Here is a 22,633-nt window from a genome sequence, read left to right as displayed (position 1 = left end):
CAAAAAAATAAAATTTTCAGTATTTCCGATAGTGTAAAAACTATCAAAACATTTAAAACAAATTAACTATGAAAACCAGTAATTTAAAATTCATTTTAGCCGCATGCATTATGTTGTGGGGAACTTTTGCATCGGCTCAAATGATAAAAACAAAAACTCCAGCAAGAGCTAAAGGTCAAACCGATGTTTTGCGTTTGGCTGCACCAGCAATTCCAACTGTTCGTGTTGCTTTTATCGGACTTGGAATGCGTGGCCCGGGAGCTGTAGAGCGTATGACACATATTCCAGGCGTAGAAATTGTGGCGTTATGCGATATGACTCAAGAAAACACTACAAAATCAAATGAAATTTTAACGAAAGCTGGTTTTCCAAAGGCACAAGAATTTTACGGGGATGAAAATGCTTGGAGAAAAGTAACTGCTTTACCAAACGTAGATTTAGTATATGTTGCAACTGACTGGCTTCATCACGCTTCAATTGGAGTTCAAGCTATGAAAGATGGAAAACACGTTGCAATTGAAGTTCCTGGAGCTTTAACTATGAAAGAAATCTGGGAACTTATTGATACTTCTGAAAAAACTCGTAAACATTGCATGCAATTAGAAAACTGCGTTTACGATTTCTTCGAATTGACGACTTTAAATATGGCGCAACAAGGCGTTTTTGGAGAAATTCTTCACGCTGAAGGCTCTTATATTCATGGTTTACAGCCTTTTTGGGGAGAATATTGGAACAACTGGAGAATGGATTACAACATCAAACACCGTGGAGATGTTTACGCTACACACGGAATGGGACCAGCTTGTCAGGCTTTAAACATTCACCGTGGAGACAAAATGAATTTCTTGGTTTCTATGGATACAAAAGCAGTTGGAAATCCTGCTTATATTAAAGAAAAATCTGGAAAAGAAATTAAAGATTTTAGAAACGGAGATCATACAATGACAATGATTCGTACTGAAAACGGAAAAACAATCCAAATTCAACACGACGTAACTTCTCCTCGTCCGTATAGCAGAATGTACCAATTGAGCGGCACAAAAGGTTTTGCTAACAAATATCCGTTAGAAGGTTATGCTTTAGACGGGAAAGAATTAAGCGATGATGTAAAACCAAATCACGAAAAATTAAGCGCACACTCTTTTGTTCCGGCAGATGTTAAAAAAGCATTGATGGAAAAATACAAACACCCAATCGCAAAAGGAATTGAAGAACAAGCTAAAAAAGTTGGCGGTCACGGAGGAATGGACTTCATTATGGATTACAGATTAATTTACTGCTTACAAAAGGGACTTCCTTTAGACATGGATGTTTATGATTTAGCGGAATGGTCTTGCCTTGGTCCATTAACTGAAATTTCATTAGACAATAATTCTGCTCCTGTTGAAATTCCAGATTTTACTCGCGGCGGATGGAATAAATTGAAAAAATTAGAGTTTTCAGAATAAATATTGGTTAGTTAAAGAAGACAAGAGAGCGACGTTAAAAATTGCTCTCTTGTCTGTTTTATGCTATTCAATTAAATAAAAAGAGGTTCCAAAAAGTATGGAAAACTGCTTTATTTTCAACATTCAGCTTCGGAGAAGCGAAATATTTATAGCAATTTTATTTGCAACCTAGAATAAAGCTCCAGCGGAGCGACATGTATAAAACTTTATAAAAATATGTCGCTCCGCTGGAGCTTTATGTTGTAACATTTTTTCTTTGCTATAAATATTTCGCTTCTCCGAAGCTTATAAAAAAAGCTGTCTTTTTGGGACAGCTTACTTTTTAATATTCATTTAAAAATTAATTCCAGTTGAAACTAATTTTCTTTTCAATTTCACTGCTTAAACTCAAAAAAACAGGACAAGTCATTGCTGCGCGTTCTAAAATGATTCTGCTTTTTTCATCAGCATTGCTTTTCATTTCAAAAACAATTTCGATTGCTCCAATTCTTCTTGGTTCAGCATTCATAATTTTTGTTACTTCTGCGGTAGAACCCACAAAATCTACTTCTAGATCACGAGCTTTAATTCCCATAATCGTCATCATACAGCTTGCCAAAGCATTTGCCACTGTATCTGTTGGAGAAAACGCCTCTCCTTTTCCGTTATTATCTAATGGTGCATCCGAAATGATTTCGCTTCCTGATTGCACGTGAATTGAACTTGTTCTTAAATCTCCTAAATAGGTTACTTTTGATGTCATTAATTTGCTACTTTTAAAGTTAAGTCACTATCGTAATATAAGATGTAAACACCTTTGTTAGCGTGTCCGCCATCTTCTTTTCTGTAATATTGAAATTTATTGTCTACTTGTTGCGTAGTCATCATATCTGCCGTTTCTTGAAACGTTTTTCCTTGCACCAAACGCATCATAGTATCAAACGTCACATCAAATCCTCTTGTTGCGTAAGTTGTTGGATTTGCTTTGTTTTTAAGACGGTATTGTTTTTCATAAATCAAAACCGATTGTTCGTCACTTTCGCGCGTTACAGACGGATACATTAATTTCAATTTCACCAAATTATCAAAACTGATTTCGTCTGTATCTAATGTGCTGTTTGGCTCTAAAATTACAAGCTGTACTTGACACGTTTTTTGAGAATCCAACATTGCTTTTATAGTTGCTTTGATCATGGCTGTATTTCCAGTTTCCATAACCACATAATTCATTCGATTTGGAATTAATAAGCTTTTCAAATTAGCAGCATCCAAACCACCAGTTTCTGTCAAAGATGCAAAAGCAACTCCTCTTTGATTTTGTTTAATGTAATTAATAACCGATTCTTTTTTCTTATCAACTACAGCAACAATATTTCCGTTTTTAGAACGCATGTAATCAAAAACCGCATTTTTTATTACATCATTTGCTGGAATAGACTGATATAAATTCTCAATCGGATTAGCGATATCTTTTGATAAAGGCGAAATAACTGGAACATTATACATTCGAAGTATATTTGCAGTCGCCTCAGCATTATTTTGATAGAATGGTCCAACTACAGCATCTGCATCTTGAAGTTTAGAAACCAAACTAGAAATATTGGATGTCGTTTTTGTTTCTTGCGAATCATAAATTGCAACATCAATTGGCAATTTTAATGTTTTTGCAGAATCGATTGCCATCATGGCACCAGCATAAAAATCTAAAGTCATGTTTAAGAACTTATCATTTTTAATTCTGTTGCCCGTTCCCGTTGTATCACTTTGAATTTTAGACACATTAAACGGTAGCAATAACACTACTTTTTTACGTTCGTTTGCGCCTCTTTTTTTGCTTAATTCTACGATTTCAGCATTACTATTATCGGTCGATTTTACTTTATCTACAATCTTAATTCCGCCGCCAGTAGTTTCAACAGATTTACTATTAGAAGAATCTGCTGTTTTTTCAGCTGGAACTTGTGCAGCAATAATTGGAGCTGGAGCTACATATCCCGCAGGAACTTTCAAAACCATTCCTTCTTTTACACCTTCAGAAAGTGACGGATTTAAGGCTATTAATTCATCTTGTGATAAATGAAAAACTCTTCCTAAACTATAAAAAGTTTCTTTTGGTTTTACTTGATATTCCATATAAGAAACTGCTTTTTTAGAAGTTTCAACAGGTTTTTTACTTTCTACAGCTTTTGCTGTTTCTGTTGGTGCTGATTCTGTTTTTGGAGCCGTTCCTTTAATTGTTAATCTGTAACCAACTGGCAAATTTGCAACAATGTCGGGATTACGTTTTTCCAACTCTTCAACAGTCATATTGTATTGTTTTGCAATACCAAATTTTGTTTCTTTTGGCTGTACATCGTGATACAGATATTTTTCTGCACCTTTTTCTTTTGCAGGTTTTGCAACAGTTTTTGGAGCTGATCCTTTAGCAGGAATAACTAATTTCTGTCCGATTTGAACACCAGTTTTTTCCAAAAATGGATTTGCCGCTTTTAAAGCTTCATCTGAAACTCCGTATTTTTTTTCAATACTATAAAACGTTTCTTTTGGCTGTACTTCATGAATTACTTCTTTACCAGAAGATACAACTGTTTTAGGTTTTGCAGCTTCTTCTTTTTTTGCTTCCCCATTTTTAGTCGGAATCAACAACACAGAATTCGGAGTTATACCCGTTCTAGCATCTGGATTTAGCTGATAGATATCATAAGGAGTCACCTTAAATTTCTGCGCAATCTGATTAATAGTTTCGCCGCTCGATACTTTATACTTCACTACTTTTTCTTGCGAAAATGCATTCGAAGTCATAAAAAATACAAGAGACAACAATGTTAAATAATATTTCATAATATGGCTTAAAACAATTTAATTTCTAATTCTAAAATAAGTTATAATTTTACCAAAAGCAAAATTCGCGCCGTTTGTTTATTTCAACAAAATCTACCTCAAATCGATTTCTACTTTAGCAATCATAATATCTTTATATAACTCATCTTCTTCTTTTTTCTTGCATTTATAAAGTACTTCTTCCATGTTTTCGAACTTATCTGCGTAAACATAGTACGAAAGACTGTTAATATTAAAAAAGAAACTAGCGTTAAATTCGCCAGAATCAATGAGTTTCATAATAAACTTATCTCGCTCAACTGCGTCTGTAAATATACCCAAAACTAAGTAATACCCATTCGAAACTTCTCTAAGATTATCATAAACTTCAACTTTTACTTTTTTATCAGTTCGTAACGGATTGTCTTTCAATTCTTGTTTCATTTCTTCTAAAGAAATTGTTTTCGAATTTTCTTCACCGTTATTTTTTTGCAGCTTTTTAATGGCTTCATTCTGATATTTTTTCAGTTTAACCAAAGCCAATTTATCATCAAACTTTCTGGCTTCCATACTATAATAAGAAGCTTTGCTGATGTGCCTTTTTACTTCAATTTTTTTCTGAGTATCTAATGAATCAATTTTAGCAATCAAAAGCTGATTTTTGGCATCACCTTGCTCCTGCTCTATTTTATAACGTTTAATTTCTTCTAAAGATAAACGTTGCTGTAAAGATGTAGTGTTGCTATTTTTCTCGCTTTCGCGGATTTTCTTCTTATATTCCTGATTTTCTTCGACTGCAATTTTTTCTACTTTATTCATCAATCCGGCATAAACTTTTCTGTTTTCCGCTAATTCTTTCTTTAATTGAGAAGACAATTCGTTGGTTTTATTAATTCCTTCCGAAGATTGTTTTTCTAATCTTTTCGATTCTTCAACATTCAAAATATCCATTCGCTTCAGTTCTTTCAAATCATTATTCATAGAATTGACAAGCGAATCTAATTTTGCCATTAAAATATCCTGAACGTTTTTATTTGCTTCTAAAACCAAACGCAATTTTTCGACTGAGTTTTCTTTAGAACCATTCATGTCATTCAGATTTACTTTCAGATCATTAATTTTTATAATTTTCTGATTCATTTCTTTCTGAACAATAAGACGATCTTTTAAATCTTCAATTTCAACTGTTTTGGCTTTTGTTTTCTCCACTACAACTTGTTTTTCGGCAAGAGCCAACATTAATTCTTCGCTTTCGCTTGACGGTTTTATCTCTTTTGTATTGATAGCCAATTTATTGCCAATAATTAATCCGCTTACAATTTCTGGATTTTGCGATTCTATTTGATCAATAGAAATTCCGTATTTCTTAGCAATAGAAAATTTGGTTTCTTTTGGTTCTACAACGTGAAAAATGGTTTCCTGATTAATAACACGAACTCTTCCATCCAACGTTTTTCTTTTGTTTGGAATTGAAATCGTTTGTCCAATTTGCAAACCATTAATCAAAATTTCTTTATTTAGATTTTCTAAATCCTGCACCGAAACATTATATTGTCTCGCAATACTAAACAACGATTCTTTCGCCAAAACCTGATGAGTAGTTTTTGAGGAAATAACATTTTCCTGTTTTGACGGATAATCTGAATTTTGAGGAATTACTAATTCTTGACCGACTTGAAGTCCGTTAGTAAGAATTTCTTGATTGGCAATTTGAATGGCCTCAACCGAAACATGATATTGTTTAGACAAACCAAACAGCGTTTCTTTTGGAGCAACAACATGAATCTGTTGTTTTGAATTTGTTTTTTCTGAATAAACAGGAATCTTTATAATTTGATTGTCCTTGATTCCGTTTTGCGATTCGGGGTTGAGTTTGTAAATCTCTTCGATAGAAACCTTATACTTTTGGGCAATAAAATAAGTAGTTTCTCCTTTTTGAATCTTGTGCTCAATAATTGAATCTTGCGCAATTATTTTGTTAAAAGACAAAATAAAGACAAGAGAAATTGTTAAAAGTTCTCTCATAAATAGTAGGTTATAAAAAATTAAGGCCTTACAAATGTAAGACCTTAATTTTAAAATATGCTACTATTCCCACTCAATTGTTGCAGGTGGTTTTGAACTAATATCGTAAACTACACGATTCACACCTTTTACTTTATTGATGATGTCGTTTGACACTTTCATCAAGAAATCGTAAGGTAAATGAACCCAGTCAGCAGTCATACCATCTGTTGATTCTACAGCTCTAAGCGCAACTACTTTTTCGTAAGTACGCTCATCGCCCATAACACCAACACTATTTACAGGAAGCAAGATTGCTCCAGCCTGCCAAACTTTATCGTATAATCCCCAAGATTTTAATCCTTCGATAAATACAGAATCTACATCTTGTAAAATTTGCACTTTCTCTGGAGTAATATCTCCTAAAATTCTAATTGATAATCCTGGTCCAGGGAAAGGGTGTCTTCCTAACAATTCAGGATCGATTCCTAATGTAGCACCAACTCTACGAACTTCGTCTTTAAACAACATTCTAAGTGGTTCTACAATTTTTAATTTCATATAATCTGGCAATCCACCAACGTTGTGGTGCGATTTAATAGTTGCCGATGGTCCTTTTACCGAAACAGATTCGATAACGTCAGGATAAATTGTTCCTTGCGCCAACCATTTTACGTCTTCTAATAAGTGTGATTCATCATCAAAAACTTCGATAAATACACGACCGATCGTTTTACGTTTTGTTTCTGGATCACTAATTCCAGCTAATTCGCCAAGGAAACGATCTCCAGCATCTACACCTTTTACATTTAATCCCATTCCTTTGTATTGATCTAATACATTTTGGAATTCGTTTTTACGAAGTAAACCGTTATTTACGAAGATGCAATATAAATTTTGTCCGATTGCTTTGTTTAATAAAACTGCTGCGACAGTAGAATCTACTCCACCAGATAAACCTAGAACTACTTTATCATTTCCTAGTTTTTCTTTCAATTCTGCTACCATTTCATCAACGAAAGCATTTGGAGTAAAGTTTTGAGGAACTTCAGCAATTTTTACTAAGAAGTTTTCCAGCATTTTTTTTCCATCTGTTGAATGGTAAACTTCTGGATGGTATTGAATTGCATAAGTAGTTTCGCCTTCAATTTTGTAAGCTGCATATTCTACATCATGCGTGCTTGCTAATTTTACAGCATTTGTTGGAAGCGCTTTGATACTATCGCTATGGCTCATCCAAACTTGGCTGTTTTCTGAAACTCCCTCAAAGAAAGTTTCGCCTTCTTTAATATAAGACAAGTTTGCTCTTCCGTATTCTCTGGTATTTGAAGCTGCCACTTCTCCACCGCTGAAATGAGCCAAATATTGAGCTCCGTAACAAACGGCTAGCAAAGGCATTTTACCTCTAATTTGCGATAAATCAGGATGTGGAGCATCTTCTCCTCTAACAGAGAAAGGGCTTCCTCCTAAAATTACGGCTTTATAACTTGATAAATCACTTGGAATGTGATTGTAAGGGAAAATTTCGCAGAATATATTTAATTCGCGAACTCTACGCGCAATAAGCTGAGTATATTGCGATCCGAAATCTAAAATAAGTACGTTGTGTTGCATGCGCAAAAATACTTTTTATATTCGAAATTGAAAAATCGGAACGTTGAAAAAATAAATATTTTTTCAACGTTCCGATTTTTAGGCTCAAAGGCACAGAGTTACAAAGGTTCAGAGGTTTATAAAATTTTCAAAACATTATTTGCTTTGTTCCTTTGAACCTTTGCATCTTTGAACCTTAAAACAAAAATCCAAAAACTGAATTATTTCGTATTTATCAAAAAACCCAATTTAATTTAACTATGAAATCAAAATTTATTGCCTTGACACTTATCATGTCTCTTTTTTTAACTTCTTGCGATGCTGTTGATGATTTATTGAGTTTCAACATTTCGAACACAGCTTCAATCAAAATCAAAAGTTCTTCGCCTATTAATCTGCCTTCGGAAATAATCACTCCAGAAGTTACTACGAATTCTTCAGCAGAATTTGAAAACAACAAAACCAAAGCAAGTTTAGTAAAAGATGTAAAAATCAGATCACTAAAATTATCTATTTCTGATCCGTCAGATAAAACTTTTACGTTTTTAAAATCGGTTCACTTATATATTTCAACAACAAATTCTGATGAAATAGAATTGGCTTATCAAGACAATATCAACGTCACAACCAATACGATCGATTTGATTTGTACAGATAAAAAATTAGACCAATATATTAAAGCTGATAGTTACAAAATAAGAACTCAGGTAACATTGAAAGAAACTTTAACTAAAGACGTAACTGTAAAAGCAGATATGAAGTTTAGAGTTACTGCGGATCCTTTTTAAAAGGTTCAGAGTAACAAAGTAACAAAGGTTCAAAGATAAACGAAGTAAAAAAACTTTGTCACTCTGAACCTTTGTCACTTTGTTACTAACGAAGCGCTACTCTTTCGTAACAACTATAGACGCTTTAAATCCTGCGGCTAGATTATCCCAATAATCATTGGTAACTAACGCACCTTTATCATCATATACTTGAATTTCGGCAGTATTTCCTCCTAATGTCCCGATATTTAAAGCTTCGAAATCTAATTTATTAAAACCTGGTTTAAGATTAATTTTTACTTGCTGAAAACTAGCGTCTAATAAAATGCGATCTCTAATAACAGCATCATTCGAAGATACTTTTACTAAATCGCCATCAATTGCTCCAAAATCTCGAAACTTCACAATAAAATATTCTGATTTAGTTCTAAAATCTCCAAGCGAAATATTTCTTTTTACTAATGTTCCTCGACCTTCTCTTAAACCAGCATCTTTTAGGGATTTATCTAAATCTTTTTCCATTTTTGCCACATAACGATCGCCAGGATTGGCAAAATCAGTTTCTGTGGACATCGTAAATTTGCTTTTTTCTTCTCCAATCTGAAATTTAGATTTTGGCGTTATCGTAGTATTTTCGAAAACATTTGGAGTTTTAATCGCTGGCATATCATTTAATTCTGCTTGCGGGTTTTTAACTTCAGGAATTGGAGTCTTTTTAGGCTTTGCAGTAAATTTTCCTCCAGGAATAGTTTTGAAGCTAGTACTAGATTCAATCTGCGCTGATACTGACATCGCAGTAAAAAATAATATGAATAATAAAATGTGCTTCATTGAAATAGTTTTATCGAATCGGCTTTTATATTAAAATAGAATCAAAAGTCCAGCATCACAAAAATAGTATAATTTAATTAGGCTCTGCAACTTTAGGAGTTTTATAACAATAAATTAAGCTAATTTTTGGAATCAAAAAACCTGCCAAGATTTTGTACTTCACAAAAAATAATATTCAATTTTTATAATTTCAAATTTCAAAAACTCAGTTTTAAAAACCTCATTTTTAACATTAATAACAAATTCATCATTTTGATTATTAACAACTTATTCTTAACTTCAATACTTTATTTTACCATTTAAAAATCTCATAAAATGGATTATATCGATTATTATAAAGTATTAGACGTTACAAAATCTGCAACCGAAGCAGAAATCAAAAAAGCATATAGAAAATTAGCTAGAAAATATCATCCCGATTTGAATCCGAATGATAAGGAAGCCGAGAAAAAGTTCAAAGAAATAAACGAAGCCAATGAAGTTTTAAGCAATCCTGAAAACCGAAAAAAATACGACAAATACGGAAAAGATTGGAAACATGCCGACGAATTTGAAAAAGCTGGCTACGATCCGAATCAACAGCAAAGCAGACAACAAAGCGGTTCGCAATATTCTGGAGGTGATTTTTCTGGTTTTGGCGGTGGAGACTTTTCTGGAAGCGATTTTTCAGATTTTTTCAATTCCATGTATGGCGGAGGAAGAAGCAGATCGCAGTCTAAATATAGAGGACAAGATTTTAATGCCGAACTAGAACTAGATCTTGCATCGGCTTACACCACTCACAAACAAAGTTTAACCGTAAACGGAAAAAATATCCGAATTACAATTCCTGCTGGTGTAGAAAACGGACAGATTATCAAAATCCCAAATCATGGCGGACCGGGCGTAAATGGCGGTCCAAACGGAGATTTATTTATCACTTTTTCTATCGCCAATAATTCAGATTTTAAACGTGAGGGAAATAATTTGTACACTGATGCGCCTTTAGATCTTTACACTGCAGTTTTAGGTGGAGAAACTTTCATTAATACTTTCGATGGAAAAGTAAAAATTAAAGTCCCTGCAGAAACTCAGCCAGGAACAAAGGTAAAATTGAAAGGAAAAGGATTTCCTATTTATAAAAAAGAAAATCAATTTGGTGATTTGTACATTACGTACACCATTAAAATTCCAACAAAATTGTCGGACAAAGAGAAAGAATTATTTGAAGAATTAGCAAAACTAAGAAATCATGAAAAATAAAAATTTAATCCAGATAAAGCAGTTTTGTTCGTATCACGAAATTGAAAATACTTTTATAACTGAACTTCATAATTACGGACTTATACATATTATTATGGAAGAAAACGATCAATATCTAGAGCCCGAACAGCTTCCGACGGTAGAAAAAATGATTCGAATGCATTATGATCTCAAAATCAACATGGAAGGAATTGATGCAATTTCAAATCTTTTGAATAAAATAGAAGCTTTACAAAAAAATTTAAATACGATACAAAACAAGCTTCGCCTTTACGAAGAAAAAGAAACCGAATAATATTTTAATATCACAAAAAAGCTTGATTTCCGATTTGATTTCAAGCTTTTTTTAGCTTCTTTCAAAACCATAATTCTTAAATTGCCGTCTATTAATTAACTTGAATTTGCTTTTAAAACGCAACAAACAAATTCACAAATTATACAAAATGAAAAGAGAAAACATCTTAACTGGATCTCCGTGGGAAGACAAAATGGGATATTGCCGTGCCGTAAGAATTGGAAATATCATTGAAGTTTCTGGAACTGTAGCCATCGTAGACGGTGACAAAGTAAAAGCTGATGATGCTTACGCTCAAACTTATAATATTATTGAACGTGTTGAAAAAGTTCTGGAAGATTTAAATGTTGGTATAAAAGATGTAATTAGAACTCGAATTTTTACGACTGATGTTTCTACTTTCGAAGAAGTTGCAAGAGCGCACGCTTCATTTTTTAAAGATGTAAAACCAACAACAGGTTTCTACGGAATCAATCAATTGGTTGCTCCTGAATATTTGGTTGAAATTGAATTTACTGCTGTTGTTCAGTAATATTTTATAGCCACGAATTCACGAATTATTCTTATTATAAAGATTCATTTATATAAATTTGTGAATTCGTGGCAAAAAACCCACTTCAAATATTAATGACTTCCCAAAATCTAAAACGATTTCTGCTTTCTCTTCCAAAATGGATTCTTATCTGTGCCTTAATCGGTATACTTTCTGGATCTGCATCGGCATTCTTTTTAGTTTCTTTAGAATGGGTTACTCAATTTAGAATTCAACACGATTGGATTATCTGGCTTTTGCCTTTCGGCGGATTTTTGGTAGGATTAAGTTACTATTATTGGGGAGAATCTGTTGCAAAAGGAAATAATTTGCTTTTGGAAGAATACGAAAATCCTAAAAAAGTGATTCCTTTTAAAATGGCTCCTTTAGTACTTTTAGGAACCTTGCTTACACATTTATTTGGAGGTTCTGCTGGTCGCGAAGGAACGGCAGTACAAATGGGCGGCGCAATTGCAGATCAATTTACTAAAATTTTCAAACTCGATAATTCAGAACGTAAAATTTTAATTATTCTGGGAATCAGCGCTGGTTTTGCCTCCGTTTTCGGAACGCCCTTGGCAGGAGCAATTTTTTCCTTGGAAGTTTTATATTTCAGTAAAATTAACTTTAAAAGCATTCTTCTTTCTTTTCTAGTCGCTTACGTAGCTTATTTTACAGTAGAATTTTGGGAAATAAAACATACTCATTATAATATTCCTGTTATTCCTGAACTTAGTTTAAACAATATCATTTTTACTTTAATTATCGGAATTCTTTCTGGATTTGCAGCTTTATTATTTTCAAGAACAACACATTTTTGGGGTTCACTTTTTTCAAAAAACATTAAATATCCTCCGCTCCGTCCTGTTATTGGTGGTGTAGTTTTAGCGATTGCAATTGCAGGTTTTGGATTTACAAAATTCTCAGGATTGGGAGTTCCTGTAATTGTTGAAGCTTTTTCAACTCCAAACGAATGGTACGATTTTCTGTTAAAAATATTATTTACGGGATTTACTTTAGGAGCAGGTTTTAAAGGCGGCGAAGTAACTCCATTATTTTTTGTAGGCGCTACTTTAGGAAGTGCTTTATCAACCGTAATCCCGATGCCGATTGCACTTTTAGCTGGAATCGGGTTTGTTGCCGTTTTCTCTGGCGCAACCCACACGCCTATTGCCTGCACTATTATGGGAATGGAATTGTTCGGAATTGCTCCAGGAATTTTTATCGCAATTGCCTGTACAGTTGCTTATTTCTCTTCTGGCTCTGTTGGAATTTATAAATCGCAAATTGTAAAAGGCGCGAAATATAAACTGTACCAAAAGTTTCTTTAAAGTTTCAGTTTTCAGTCACAGTCACAGTTTATAATCTCAGTTTTAAAAATAAAAAAATCCGTCAAAATCTGCGTTTTCGCGATAGCGAATCTGTTTCATCCGCGTGCTATTTTTTAAACCCTAAAATATATGAAAACTGAAACTGAAAACTGCGACTAAATATTTTCAGCATTACATTAAAAAAATGTAAATTCGCACACTATGAAAATACAAGACATTCAAGCGATTCAATTATTACTCGCAAGCCCAAAGAAAATTGCCATTATTCCGCACAGAGGACCAGATGGCGATGCAATGGGATCAACATTAGGTTTGTACCATTTTTTAATTAAAAATAATCACGAGGCAACAGTAATTGCTCCGAATGATTTTCCTAATTTTTTAGCGTGGCTTCCTGGATCAGAAACAGTAAAAATTTTCGAAAAAGAAACTCAAATTTGCACTCAGATTTTAGAAGAAGCTGATATTATTTTCACACTTGACTTTAATGCTTTTCATCGCACTGGCGAAATGGAACATACTTTAGCAAAGCTAAAAGGTACTTTCATTATGATTGATCATCACCAAAAACCTGATGATTATGCAACTTATACTTATTCTGACACTTCATACGGTTCAACTTGTGAAATGGTTTATAATTTTATCGACTTTTTAAACAAAAGAGAGGATATCGATAAAACTATTGCAACATGTATTTATACTGGAATTTTGACCGATTCAGGTTCGTTTCGTTTTCCTGGAACAACTGGAAACACACACAGAATTATAGCCGAATTAATTGACTTAGGCGTAGAAAATACTCAAATTCCTGTTTTATTATTTGACAATAGTTCATACAGCAGATTACAGCTTTTAGGCCGCGCTTTGCAAAATATGAAGATATTCGAGGAACATAAAACCTCATATATGACGTTAACACAAGAAGAGCTAGATTCTTTTCATTATGTTAAAGGTGATACAGAAGGAATTGTTAATTATGGTTTAAGTATAAAAGATATTGTTTTTACTGCTATTTTTATCGAAAATAAAGACGAAGGAATTATCAAGATTTCTTTCCGTTCGCAAGGCGGTTTTGATGTGAATCAATTTGCTAGAGATCATTTTAACGGAGGAGGACACAGCAATGCAGCCGGCGGAAGATCTGAAGTTTCGATGGAAGAAACGGTTCAAAAATTTGAAGATTTAGTAAAAAAACTAACCTTATAGCCCAATCTATGAACAACCTAAAATTGAGTATTTACAGTTTGCTTTTTGCTGCTTTATTAATCAGCTGTAAGCATCATGAAGAAGCCAGAAGACCTATTTCTAGCGCTTCAGGAACATTCATGAAAACATCGGCAGATCGAAACAAAAAATTGGTGGCTAGCGAAGAAGATGTCATTAAAAAAATAATTAAAAGCAATCCGAAAGTAAAGTATTATGCTACTCCAAAAGGATATTGGTTTAATTATGAAGAAAAAAATACTGCCGAAACCGCTGCGCCAAGAAAAGGTGATATTGCCTATTTTAATATGGAGGTAAAAGATCTTGAAGGCAAAATAATTTACTCTGAATCTGATCTTGGTCCGCAAACTTATTATGTAGATAAACAAGACATCATGATGGGACTTCGTGATGGAATTAAAAGATTGCACAAAAATGAAACCGTGACTTTCCTATTTCCTTCTCATATGGCTTATGGATATCACGGAGACAACAAAAAGATTGGAACCAACGAACCTTTAATGGTTACCGTTACATTGAGAAATTTCGTTCCAGATCCTGCAGTGCAAACTCCAACGCAAAAAGCAACAACACCAAAACCAGCAGCTGTAAAACCAGCCGCACCAGCAAAAAAAGATACATTAACTCCATAAAAAACAATATCTTAAAATGAAAAAGATTATTTTATTATTATTAATAGCCGTTAGCTCTTTTTATTCTTGTAAAGACGACCACAGCAATTTGCCTGATGGTTTATATGCCGATATAGAAACCAACAAAGGTCATATCATTGTTGAACTTGACTATAAAAAAGCGCCTATTACTGTTGCTAACTTTGTAACTTTAGCTGAAGGCAAAAATGAATTTGTAATGCATGAAAACCTTAAAAAGAAGCCTTTTTTTGATGGTTTAAAATTTCATAGAGTTATAGAAAATTTCATGATTCAAACTGGAGATCCTCTTGGAACTGGTTCTGGAGATACAGGTTATAAATTTAAAGATGAATTTTCAGATTTAAAATTTGATAAAGCTGGAGTTTTAGCAATGGCTAACAACGGACCTGGAACAAACAGCAGTCAATTTTTTATTACTCACGTTGAAACTCCCTGGTTAGACAACAAACATACTATTTTCGGTCATGTTGTTGATGCAAAAACTCAAGAAGTGGTAAACAAAGTAGTTCAAGGCGATAATATCGTAACAGTAACAATTATCAGAAATGGTGAAGCTGCAAAGAAATTTGATGCGGTAAAAGTTTTCCATGATTATTTTGCTGATATTTCAAAAGAACAAATCAAAGCTGCAGCAGTTCAAAAAGAAAAGGTAGCTTCTTATGTTGCTTTAAAAGAAAAAGCAACTAAAACAACAAGCGGTTTAGCATTTGTAATTACTGAAAAAGGTTCTGGTAAAAAACCTGCACCAGGAAGCCAAATCTATATTCACTACGCTGGTTTTCTTGAAGATGGAACTTTATTTGATACCAGTATACAAGATGTCGCAAAACAATTCGGAAAATTTGATCCTGCAAGAGCAGAACAACAAGGATATCAACCAATTCCTTTTAAAGTTGGAAGCAAAGAAGGTTTAATTCCTGGTTTTATTGAAGGAGTTGAACAACTTTCATTAGGAGATAAAGCAGTTATCTTCATTCCATCTCATTTAGCTTATGGAGCAACTGGCGCAGGAGGAGTAATTCCGCCAAATGCAAATATCATTTTCGAAATTCAGATTACAGAAAAACCATAAAAAGTAACTCACAGACTTAAAATATAAAAGTAATGAAGTTTAAATTTTTATTTTTATTTTGTTTGGCAATAGTAAACATTCAAGCGCAAACAAAAAAACCTGCGGCTAAACCTGCAGCAAAACCTAAAACAGCAACAGCAGCAAAACCTGCTGCAACGCCAAATCCAGAAGATGGAATTTTTGCAACAATTTCTACGACCAAAGGAGATATTGTAGTTTCTTTAGAATATGTAAAAGCTCCTGTAACTGTGGCAAATTTCATCACTTTGGCAGAAGGCAAAAATCCCTTTGTGAAGGCTGATAAATTAAAAGGAAAACCATTTTATGATGGATTGAAATTTCATAGAGTTATAAACGATTTTATGATTCAGGGAGGTGATCCAGACGGAAATGGTTCTGGAGGTCCAGGATATTCTTTTAAAGACGAATTTGTTTCGGAATTAAAATTTGAAAAAGGTGGTGTTTTAGCAATGGCAAATTCTGGTCCTGCAACAAACGGAAGTCAATTTTTCATTACGCACAAAGACACTCCTTGGTTAAACGGAAAACATACTATTTTTGGACATGTAGTTTCTGGTATGGACAATGTAAATAAAATTGTTCAGGACGATATTATGACAAAAATTACCATTACTCGAAAAGGTGCTGCCGCTAAAAAATTCGATGCTGTAAAAATTTTCAGCGATGAAATGAAAAAAGGCGAATTGCAAAAAGAAGAAGCTAAAAAAGTTGTAGCAACTAAACAAGCTTATTTCGCAGCAACAAAAGCAAAAGCAACTACAACTGCATCTGGTTTAAAATATGTAATTACAAAAAAAGGAACTGGAGTTAAAGGCGCTGAAGGATCAAATATATATTTTCACTATGCAGGATATTTTGAAGATGGTAACTTATTTGACAGCAGTATGTCTACCGTAGCTAAAACTTATGGAAAGTATGATGCTAACAGAGATGCTCAAGGCGGTTACAAAGCTTTTCCGTTTACAGTTGGTAAAAAAGACGGCATGATTCCTGGCTTTATTGAAGCTCTTGACATGATGACAGACGGAGAAAAAGCAATCTTCTTTCTTCCTTCTAATTTAGCTTACGGCGAAAAAGGTGCTGGAGGAGTTATTCCGCCAAATGCTACTTTGATTTTTGAAATTGAAACATATCAAAATCAGCCTAATTAAGTAATTAGAGAATCAAATTCTTTTAATTTATAGAAAGCCATCAGATTATTTGATGGCTTTTTCTTTTTCAATATTTTGAAGAATTCCTAATTCAAGACTTTAAAATTGAGTTTTATTAGTATTAAATCAATTTTCTCAACATAGTACGATAAAATCCTAAACAAAATAACTTACCTTTGCCGGCTTGAATTTTTAAAAATAGATAAATTATGATGTCTCAAAATAATGTTTTAAAAGGTGTGTTTTTGGTTGCTTTAGGTGCAACAACATACGGAATGCTAGCTACTTTTGTCAAAATAGCTTATTCTGAAGGATACACTACAGCAGAAGTTACGAGCTCTCAATTTATTTACGGAATTACAGGAATTCTTTTAATCAATCTTTTTCAGAGAATTAAAAACAAAAACCAGGCAGTTAAAGCAACTCCAAAAAACATTTTCAATTTAATGCTTGCTGGAACTTCTTTAGGAATGACCAGTTTGTTTTATTATCTGGCTGTAAAATACATTCCTGTTTCTATCGGAATCGTTTTATTGATGCAAACCGTTTGGATGGGAGTTTTACTTGAAATGATTTTAGAAAAAAAATTACCTTCAAAACAAAAAGTCATTGCTGTATTTATTGTGCTTTTTGGAACTGTTTTAGCAACAAACCTTATTAATAGTGATATCAAACTAGATTGGAGAGGTTTGGCTTGGGGAATAATGGCGGCTGCTTCATTTACTACGACGATGTTTACTGCAAATCGCGTTGCAACCGAGATTTCCTCAGCTCAAAGAAGTCTTTATATGCTTTTAGGCGGATCTATTATTGTATTTTCTTTTGCGTTTTTTACGCAGGTTTCCCCTTTCAATCTTGAAATTTTCTTAAAATGGGGAATTGTTTTGGCTCTCTTCGGAACTATAATTCCGCCAATGCTTATGAATGCAGGATTTCCTTTAACTGGTATCGGACTTGGAAGTATTGTATCGGCGCTTGAATTGCCCGTATCTGTAATGATGGCTTACGTTTTATTAAATGAAAAAGTAGTTTTTTCTCAATGGGTTGGAATTGTTCTAATTATTCTTGCCATAATTATTATGAATGTAAATTTCAAAGCAAAAAAATAACTCTAAATAAGCATTCTTAAAAAAAGAGCTTCTGTAATGCAATAATTGTTAATTTTTTTATAAATTCGTGATAAACAATAAGATATCATGATTCTACCTTGGCATTTATATTTAATGGCTTTTCTTTATATAGGTGCTGGAATTAATCATTTTAGAAAGCCATGGATGTATATTAAAATCATTCCGCCTTTCTTTCAGAATCCTAAATTAATAAATATTTTAAGTGGTGCTGCCGAAATAATATTAGGCATTCTGCTCACTATACCTGCGACAACAGTTTTCGCCGCCTGGGGAATTATAGCTTTACTAATTGCTGTTTTTCCTGCAAATTTATACATGTTTCAAAATAAAAAAGCAGGTTTTGGTTTACCAAGATGGATTTTATTTGTACGTTTGCCCTTACAAATTGTTTTGATTTATTGGGCTTACCAATATATATTCTAACATTAACCATTAATTAAATTCTTTTATTATGAAAAAATTATTTGCTGAGTTCTTCGGAACTTACTGGCTTGTTTTTGGCGGTTGCGGAAGTGCCCTATTTGCTGCGGGTTTTCCTGAATTAGGAATTGGATTTGCTGGTGTTGCACTTGCTTTTGGTTTAACAGTAGTAGCAATGGCTTATGCCGTTGGACACATTTCTGGAGGACACTTTAATCCAGCCGTTTCTTTTGGATTATGGGCGGGAGGAAAATTTCCGATTAAAGATCTAATTCCATATATAATAGCGCAATGTATTGGTGCTATAGCTGCAGCCGGTACATTATATACTATTGCATCTGGAAAAGCTGGTTTTGCAATTGATAACACAAAAGCTGGAGCATTTGCATCAAATGGTTTTGGAGCCTTTTCTCCTGACGGCTATTCTTTACAAGCCTGTTTTATAGCTGAATTTGTCCTTACACTATTCTTTATTTTAATTATTCTTGGCTCGACAGACAAATTTGCTAACAGCAATTTTTGCGGTATTGCAATTGGTTTAACACTAACAGTAATCCATTTAGTTAGTATTCCAATAACAAATACTTCTGTAAATCCTGCAAGATCTCTTTCTCAGGCAGTTTTTACTGGAGGCGAACCATTGTCTCAGGTTTGGCTTTTCTGGGCAGCACCAATTTTAGGCGCAATCGCGGCAGGATTTATCTATAAAAATCTTTTACAGAAAGAAGGTGAACCTGAAAAAATAGTATTATAATAATTATAAATTAGCATAATAATTTATTTCGAAAGAGAAAATCAGATATATTTATATTTGGTTTTCTCTTTTTTCTTTGGATAAAAATCGGCAAGAAAACGGTATTTCAACTCAAATATTTATATTATGAACGAAATTATTTCTTACTTCAGTACAATTCCATCTACGCATAGAAGTCTAATTCTTGTTGGCGGAATTACTATTTTTTGGTTAATTGAAAATTCATTTCCTTTATTCAAAATGGAATATAAAAAATGGCCGCATGCCGGAATAAATTTCTTCTTTACTTTCACTACAATTGTTGTCAATTTTATTTTAGCTTTCATTTTAATAAAAACAGCAAATTGGACAATAGAAAATCATTTTGGCATTTTGCAATGGATTCCAGAAATTCCTGTTTGGCTTTATACGATAATCGGTTTATTGCTTTTGGATTTAATTGGCGCTTATTTAGCTCATTTCGTTCAGCATAAATTCAAATATTTATGGCAATTTCACTTAGTGCATCACACCGATACATGGATTGACACCACAACTGCAAATAGGCATCATCCGGGTGAAAGTGTGATTCGTTTTATATTTACCACTTTAGGCGTTTTAATTGTTGGTTCGCCAATGTGGATGGTTTTTCTATATCAATCTCTTTCTGTCGTCGCTTCACAATTTAATCATGCCAATATTTCGTTACCTGAAAAACTAGATATTTTTCTGAGTTATTTTATTGTTTCTCCCAATATGCACAAAGTACATCATCATTATGTTCTGCCTTATACAGATAGTAATTATGGTAACATATTTTCAGTTTGGGACCGTCTTTTTGGAACTTTTACCTACCTTCCTAAAGACCAATTAATCTATGGAGTTGACACGCACATGAAGCCAGAAGAAAATAATAGACTGAAGAATCTGTTAAAAATTCCATTTGAAAAATCACGATCCTTTAAAAACAGCTAAAAACATTAAAAAAAATATACTCTACCGAAACAACTTATTATTTTTTTTTTTAATATTGATACATAAATTGAGAATCAATCTATTAATAATTAACACCCTATTTTGAATTAATTTTCACGTGATGAAAAAGAGTAGCCGCAAAGAATTGACTTGGGAGCAAACCGAAAGACTTGTTTCGTTAGCTTTAGAAGAAAAAAATCCATTTGAAATTATAAAAAAAGAATTTGGATTAGCAGAAAAAGAAGTTCTGGAAATCATGAAAAAGAAGATGCCTCTTGAAAAATTTGAGATGTGGAAAAAGAAGGCAATCGCAAACAAACCAAAACCAAAACCAGTAAAAATAGATGATTTTGATGAAGATTTGGATGGAAAATATTATATAAAAAATAAACTAGACTAAACTTTTGAGCTCCTGTTTTTCAGGAGTTTTTTTTATTTTAAATTTATTGTTATTTTTTAGTAACTTTTCGACACTTTTTGTGACAAATACTATTAACTAAATATATACAAATGAAAAAAATACTTTACACCTTAGCTCTAGCGGTTACATTTTGGAGCTGTAAAACAGGAACTGGAGCCGCAAAAAGCAATACGGTAGAAGTTAATATCAATCTAACCGACGTTAAAGACGATAAAGTGCTGGTAACAGTAACGCCTCCAGCCATTAAAACTGACGAAATTATTTATAGTATTCCGAAAACAGTTCCTGGAACTTATTCTACAGATAATTACGGAAAATATTCAGAAGATTTCAAAGCCTTTGATGCTAAAGGAAATGCATTGACTGTAAAAAGATTAGACGACAATTCTTGGTCTATCTCAAATGCAAAAACTTTAAAGAAAATCACTTATCTAGTAAACGATACTTTCGATACTGAAAAAGGAACAGGATTTGGTAATGATGACGTTTTTTCTCCAGCAGGAACTAATATTGATGCAGGCAAAAACTTCATGTTAAATACTCATGGTTTTGTTGGATATTTTCAAGATAAATTAGATGTTCCGTACAAAGTTACTATTACACATCCTGACACACTTTGGGGAGCAACATCTATGACTGATGAAGATGCTAGCAATACTTCAGATGTATTTTCAACATCTCGTTATGCTATTTTAGTAGAAAACCCGATTATGTATTCTAAACCAGATTACACTACTTTTAATGTAAATGGAATGGATATTTTAATTGCAGTTTACTCTCCTACTGGGAAATATACAGCAGAAAGCATTACGCCAGAAATGAAAACCATGATGACGGCGCAGAAAAACTTTTTAGGAAAAGTAAATTCTACTAAAAAATATACTGTTTTAGTATATTTATCAAGTATGGCAAAAGATGACGCACATGGTTTTGGAGCTTTAGAACATCCTACAGCAACAACTGTAGTTCTGCCAGAATCAATGCCAAAAGAAAAATTAGTTGAAACGATGAAAGATGTAGTTTCTCACGAGTTTTTCCACATTGTTACGCCATTGACAATTCATTCAAAAGAAATTCAATTCTTTGATTATAATGCGCCAAAAATGTCTGAGCATTTATGGATGTATGAAGGTGTTACAGAATATTTTGCTAATCTTTTTCAAATCAATCAAGGTTTAATTGATGAAGCAGAATTCTACACTAGAATTGCAGATAAAATCGAGCAAGCTAAAGGATTAAACGATACAATGTCATTTACTGTAATGAGTAAAAACGTTTTAGAGCAACCTTATAAAGATCAATATTTAAACGTATATCAAAAAGGTGCTTTAATCGGAATGTGTATTGATATTATCATTAGAGAAAAAAGCAACGGAGAAAGAGGTATTTTAGATTTAATGCACAAATTATCTGATGAATATGGTGTTGAAAAACCATTTAATGATGATGAATTATTTGCTAAAATCACTTCATTAACTTATCCAGAAGTTGGAGAATTCTTAAACAAATATGTAGCAGGAACAACTCCAATTCCTTATGATTTTTATTTAGCTAAAGTTGGTGTTGCAAAAGCAACTGAGAAAAAACCTGGGAATCCGTTTATTAAAGGACAAATTCCAAATATTACAATTGACAAAGCAACAAAAGAAATTACTGTTCGTTCTGAGTCTGAATCAATTGAATTCTATAAAAACCTTAAATTAAAAGGAGGCGATAAAATTTTAACCGTAAACGACAAATCATATAATTTAGACAACATTTATGATTTGATTACTGAAAGTGAAAACTGGAAAGAAAATGATCCAATTACTCTTAAAGTAAAACGCGGTGCCAAAGAAGAAACAATTAAAGGAACTGTGAAATTGCCATACGAAGAAGCTGAAACTTTTAAAGCTACAGATGCTTCAAAAGAGAAACTTAAAAATGCATGGTTAAAAGGATAATTCCTTTTTAAAACACAAAAAAAACCGACAAGTGATTGTCGGTTTTTT

At 33.0% G+C, this 22,633-nt stretch carries 21 protein-coding genes; 16 read left to right on the top strand and 5 right to left on the bottom strand.

All coding sequences use genetic code 11. The features are described from left to right. Positions 1-110 precede the first annotated feature (110 nt). The gene (locus tag NYQ10_RS11460) at positions 111-1,448 is read left to right on the top strand and encodes a Gfo/Idh/MocA family protein (protein WP_289881031.1); all 1,338 of its coding nucleotides are present in this window, start codon (positions 111-113) and stop codon (positions 1,446-1,448) included. A gap of 340 nt (positions 1,449-1,788) precedes the next feature. Here NYQ10_RS11460 and NYQ10_RS11455 read toward each other — a convergent pair whose 3' ends face one another. The 4 genes from NYQ10_RS11455 to guaA form a co-directional block, all read right to left on the bottom strand. Next, the gene (locus NYQ10_RS11455) at positions 1,789-2,190 is read right to left on the bottom strand and encodes an OsmC family protein (protein WP_289880953.1); all 402 of its coding nucleotides are present in this window, start codon (positions 2,188-2,190) and stop codon (positions 1,789-1,791) included. After that, positions 2,190-4,268, bottom strand: a complete 2,079-nt coding sequence (locus tag NYQ10_RS11450) for a PBP1 and LysM peptidoglycan-binding domain-containing protein (protein WP_289880950.1) — start codon at positions 4,266-4,268, stop codon at positions 2,190-2,192. The genes NYQ10_RS11455 and NYQ10_RS11450 overlap by 1 nt, the downstream gene beginning before the upstream one ends. A 93-nt stretch (positions 4,269-4,361) precedes the next feature. Beyond that, on the bottom strand, positions 4,362-6,272 hold the full coding sequence (locus NYQ10_RS11445) for a LysM peptidoglycan-binding domain-containing protein (RefSeq protein WP_289880949.1): 1,911 nt from the start codon (positions 6,270-6,272) through the stop codon (positions 4,362-4,364). A gap of 63 nt (positions 6,273-6,335) precedes the next feature. After that, positions 6,336-7,865 (bottom strand): glutamine-hydrolyzing GMP synthase, encoded by a 1,530-nt coding sequence (guaA, locus tag NYQ10_RS11440; protein WP_012024443.1) that lies wholly within the window; start codon positions 7,863-7,865, stop codon positions 6,336-6,338. 239 nt (positions 7,866-8,104) lie between these two features. Between guaA and NYQ10_RS11435 the strand changes: the two genes are divergently transcribed. Continuing rightward, positions 8,105-8,632 (top strand): hypothetical protein, encoded by a 528-nt coding sequence (locus NYQ10_RS11435; protein WP_289880947.1) that lies wholly within the window; start codon positions 8,105-8,107, stop codon positions 8,630-8,632. 96 nt (positions 8,633-8,728) lie between these two features. On the opposite strand, the gene NYQ10_RS11430 is transcribed toward NYQ10_RS11435, so the two are convergent. Further along, the gene (locus NYQ10_RS11430) at positions 8,729-9,442 is read right to left on the bottom strand and encodes a hypothetical protein (RefSeq protein WP_289880945.1); all 714 of its coding nucleotides are present in this window, start codon (positions 9,440-9,442) and stop codon (positions 8,729-8,731) included. Positions 9,443-9,757: 315 nt separating this feature from the next. On the opposite strand from NYQ10_RS11430, the gene NYQ10_RS11425 reads away from it, so the two are divergent. From NYQ10_RS11425 to NYQ10_RS11360, 14 genes are all read left to right on the top strand, one after another. Next, positions 9,758-10,684: a J domain-containing protein gene (locus NYQ10_RS11425; protein WP_289880944.1), complete on the top strand. Its 927-nt coding sequence runs from the start codon at positions 9,758-9,760 to the stop codon at positions 10,682-10,684. Continuing rightward, positions 10,674-10,979 (top strand): chaperone modulator CbpM, encoded by a 306-nt coding sequence (locus tag NYQ10_RS11420; protein ID WP_289880941.1) that lies wholly within the window; start codon positions 10,674-10,676, stop codon positions 10,977-10,979. Before NYQ10_RS11425 ends, NYQ10_RS11420 begins: the two co-directional genes overlap by 11 nt. A 148-nt stretch (positions 10,980-11,127) precedes the next feature. Next, entirely contained in the window at positions 11,128-11,511 is a 384-nt protein-coding gene (locus NYQ10_RS11415; RefSeq protein ID WP_289880939.1) for a RidA family protein, read from the top strand. A gap of 95 nt (positions 11,512-11,606) precedes the next feature. Beyond that, entirely contained in the window at positions 11,607-12,842 is a 1,236-nt protein-coding gene (locus tag NYQ10_RS11410) for a voltage-gated chloride channel family protein (protein WP_289881029.1), read from the top strand. A gap of 201 nt (positions 12,843-13,043) precedes the next feature. Beyond that, positions 13,044-14,048, top strand: coding sequence for a DHH family phosphoesterase (locus NYQ10_RS11405; protein WP_289880937.1), 1,005 nt, complete (start codon positions 13,044-13,046; stop codon positions 14,046-14,048). Positions 14,049-14,056: 8 nt separating this feature from the next. Then, a complete protein-coding gene (gene gldI, locus NYQ10_RS11400) occupies positions 14,057-14,698 on the top strand; it encodes a gliding motility-associated peptidyl-prolyl isomerase GldI (protein WP_289880935.1) in 642 nt (213 codons plus the stop codon). 16 nt (positions 14,699-14,714) lie between these two features. After that, positions 14,715-15,791 (top strand): peptidylprolyl isomerase, encoded by a 1,077-nt coding sequence (locus NYQ10_RS11395; protein WP_289880934.1) that lies wholly within the window; start codon positions 14,715-14,717, stop codon positions 15,789-15,791. 32 nt (positions 15,792-15,823) lie between these two features. After that, positions 15,824-16,963, top strand: coding sequence for a peptidylprolyl isomerase (locus NYQ10_RS11390; RefSeq protein ID WP_289880932.1), 1,140 nt, complete (start codon positions 15,824-15,826; stop codon positions 16,961-16,963). Positions 16,964-17,175: 212 nt separating this feature from the next. Then, entirely contained in the window at positions 17,176-18,072 is an 897-nt protein-coding gene (locus tag NYQ10_RS11385) for an EamA family transporter (protein WP_289881027.1), read from the top strand. A gap of 87 nt (positions 18,073-18,159) precedes the next feature. Further along, a complete protein-coding gene (locus NYQ10_RS11380) occupies positions 18,160-18,516 on the top strand; it encodes a DoxX family protein (RefSeq protein ID WP_289880931.1) in 357 nt (118 codons plus the stop codon). A 28-nt stretch (positions 18,517-18,544) separates the two neighbouring features. After that, entirely contained in the window at positions 18,545-19,267 is a 723-nt protein-coding gene (gene aqpZ / locus NYQ10_RS11375; RefSeq protein WP_289880929.1) for an aquaporin Z, read from the top strand. 126 nt (positions 19,268-19,393) lie between these two features. After that, complete coding sequence (locus tag NYQ10_RS11370; protein ID WP_289880927.1) at positions 19,394-20,221, top strand: sterol desaturase family protein; 828 nt, start codon at positions 19,394-19,396, stop codon at positions 20,219-20,221. Positions 20,222-20,342: 121 nt separating this feature from the next. After that, positions 20,343-20,621, top strand: a complete 279-nt coding sequence (locus NYQ10_RS11365) for a DUF2805 domain-containing protein (protein ID WP_184164100.1) — start codon at positions 20,343-20,345, stop codon at positions 20,619-20,621. A 110-nt stretch (positions 20,622-20,731) separates the two neighbouring features. Beyond that, complete coding sequence (locus tag NYQ10_RS11360; RefSeq protein WP_289880924.1) at positions 20,732-22,585, top strand: peptidase M61; 1,854 nt, start codon at positions 20,732-20,734, stop codon at positions 22,583-22,585. The last annotated feature ends 48 nt before the right edge of the window (positions 22,586-22,633 follow it).

The sequence above is a fragment of the Flavobacterium johnsoniae genome, from assembly GCF_030388325.1.
In the GTDB taxonomy this organism is placed as follows: Bacteria; Bacteroidota; Bacteroidia; order Flavobacteriales; family Flavobacteriaceae; genus Flavobacterium; species Flavobacterium johnsoniae_C.
Note: the sequence above shows the minus strand (reverse complement) of the source record. Positions and strands in the feature narration are given on the sequence as shown.

Excerpts from the sequence above, each read along its gene's own strand:
- NYQ10_RS11460 (WP_289881031.1), top strand. The coding sequence starts at position 111 with ATGTTGTGGGGAACTTTTGCATCGGCTCAAATGATAAAAACAAAAACT.
- NYQ10_RS11455 (WP_289880953.1), bottom strand. The coding sequence starts at position 2,190 with ATGACATCAAAAGTAACCTATTTAGGAGATTTAAGAACAAGTTCAATT.
- NYQ10_RS11450 (WP_289880950.1), bottom strand. The coding sequence starts at position 4,268 with ATGAAATATTATTTAACATTGTTGTCTCTTGTATTTTTTATGACTTCG.
- NYQ10_RS11445 (WP_289880949.1), bottom strand. The coding sequence starts at position 6,272 with ATGAGAGAACTTTTAACAATTTCTCTTGTCTTTATTTTGTCTTTTAAC.
- guaA (WP_012024443.1), bottom strand. The coding sequence starts at position 7,865 with ATGCAACACAACGTACTTATTTTAGATTTCGGATCGCAATATACTCAG.
- NYQ10_RS11435 (WP_289880947.1), top strand. The coding sequence starts at position 8,105 with ATGAAATCAAAATTTATTGCCTTGACACTTATCATGTCTCTTTTTTTA.
- NYQ10_RS11430 (WP_289880945.1), bottom strand. The coding sequence starts at position 9,442 with ATGAAGCACATTTTATTATTCATATTATTTTTTACTGCGATGTCAGTA.
- NYQ10_RS11425 (WP_289880944.1), top strand. The coding sequence starts at position 9,758 with ATGGATTATATCGATTATTATAAAGTATTAGACGTTACAAAATCTGCA.
- NYQ10_RS11420 (WP_289880941.1), top strand. The coding sequence starts at position 10,674 with ATGAAAAATAAAAATTTAATCCAGATAAAGCAGTTTTGTTCGTATCAC.
- NYQ10_RS11415 (WP_289880939.1), top strand. The coding sequence starts at position 11,128 with ATGAAAAGAGAAAACATCTTAACTGGATCTCCGTGGGAAGACAAAATG.
- NYQ10_RS11410 (WP_289881029.1), top strand. The coding sequence starts at position 11,607 with ATGACTTCCCAAAATCTAAAACGATTTCTGCTTTCTCTTCCAAAATGG.
- NYQ10_RS11405 (WP_289880937.1), top strand. The coding sequence starts at position 13,044 with ATGAAAATACAAGACATTCAAGCGATTCAATTATTACTCGCAAGCCCA.
- gldI (WP_289880935.1), top strand. The coding sequence starts at position 14,057 with ATGAACAACCTAAAATTGAGTATTTACAGTTTGCTTTTTGCTGCTTTA.
- NYQ10_RS11395 (WP_289880934.1), top strand. The coding sequence starts at position 14,715 with ATGAAAAAGATTATTTTATTATTATTAATAGCCGTTAGCTCTTTTTAT.
- NYQ10_RS11390 (WP_289880932.1), top strand. The coding sequence starts at position 15,824 with ATGAAGTTTAAATTTTTATTTTTATTTTGTTTGGCAATAGTAAACATT.
- NYQ10_RS11385 (WP_289881027.1), top strand. The coding sequence starts at position 17,176 with ATGTCTCAAAATAATGTTTTAAAAGGTGTGTTTTTGGTTGCTTTAGGT.
- NYQ10_RS11380 (WP_289880931.1), top strand. The coding sequence starts at position 18,160 with ATGATTCTACCTTGGCATTTATATTTAATGGCTTTTCTTTATATAGGT.
- aqpZ (WP_289880929.1), top strand. The coding sequence starts at position 18,545 with ATGAAAAAATTATTTGCTGAGTTCTTCGGAACTTACTGGCTTGTTTTT.
- NYQ10_RS11370 (WP_289880927.1), top strand. The coding sequence starts at position 19,394 with ATGAACGAAATTATTTCTTACTTCAGTACAATTCCATCTACGCATAGA.
- NYQ10_RS11365 (WP_184164100.1), top strand. The coding sequence starts at position 20,343 with ATGAAAAAGAGTAGCCGCAAAGAATTGACTTGGGAGCAAACCGAAAGA.
- NYQ10_RS11360 (WP_289880924.1), top strand. The coding sequence starts at position 20,732 with ATGAAAAAAATACTTTACACCTTAGCTCTAGCGGTTACATTTTGGAGC.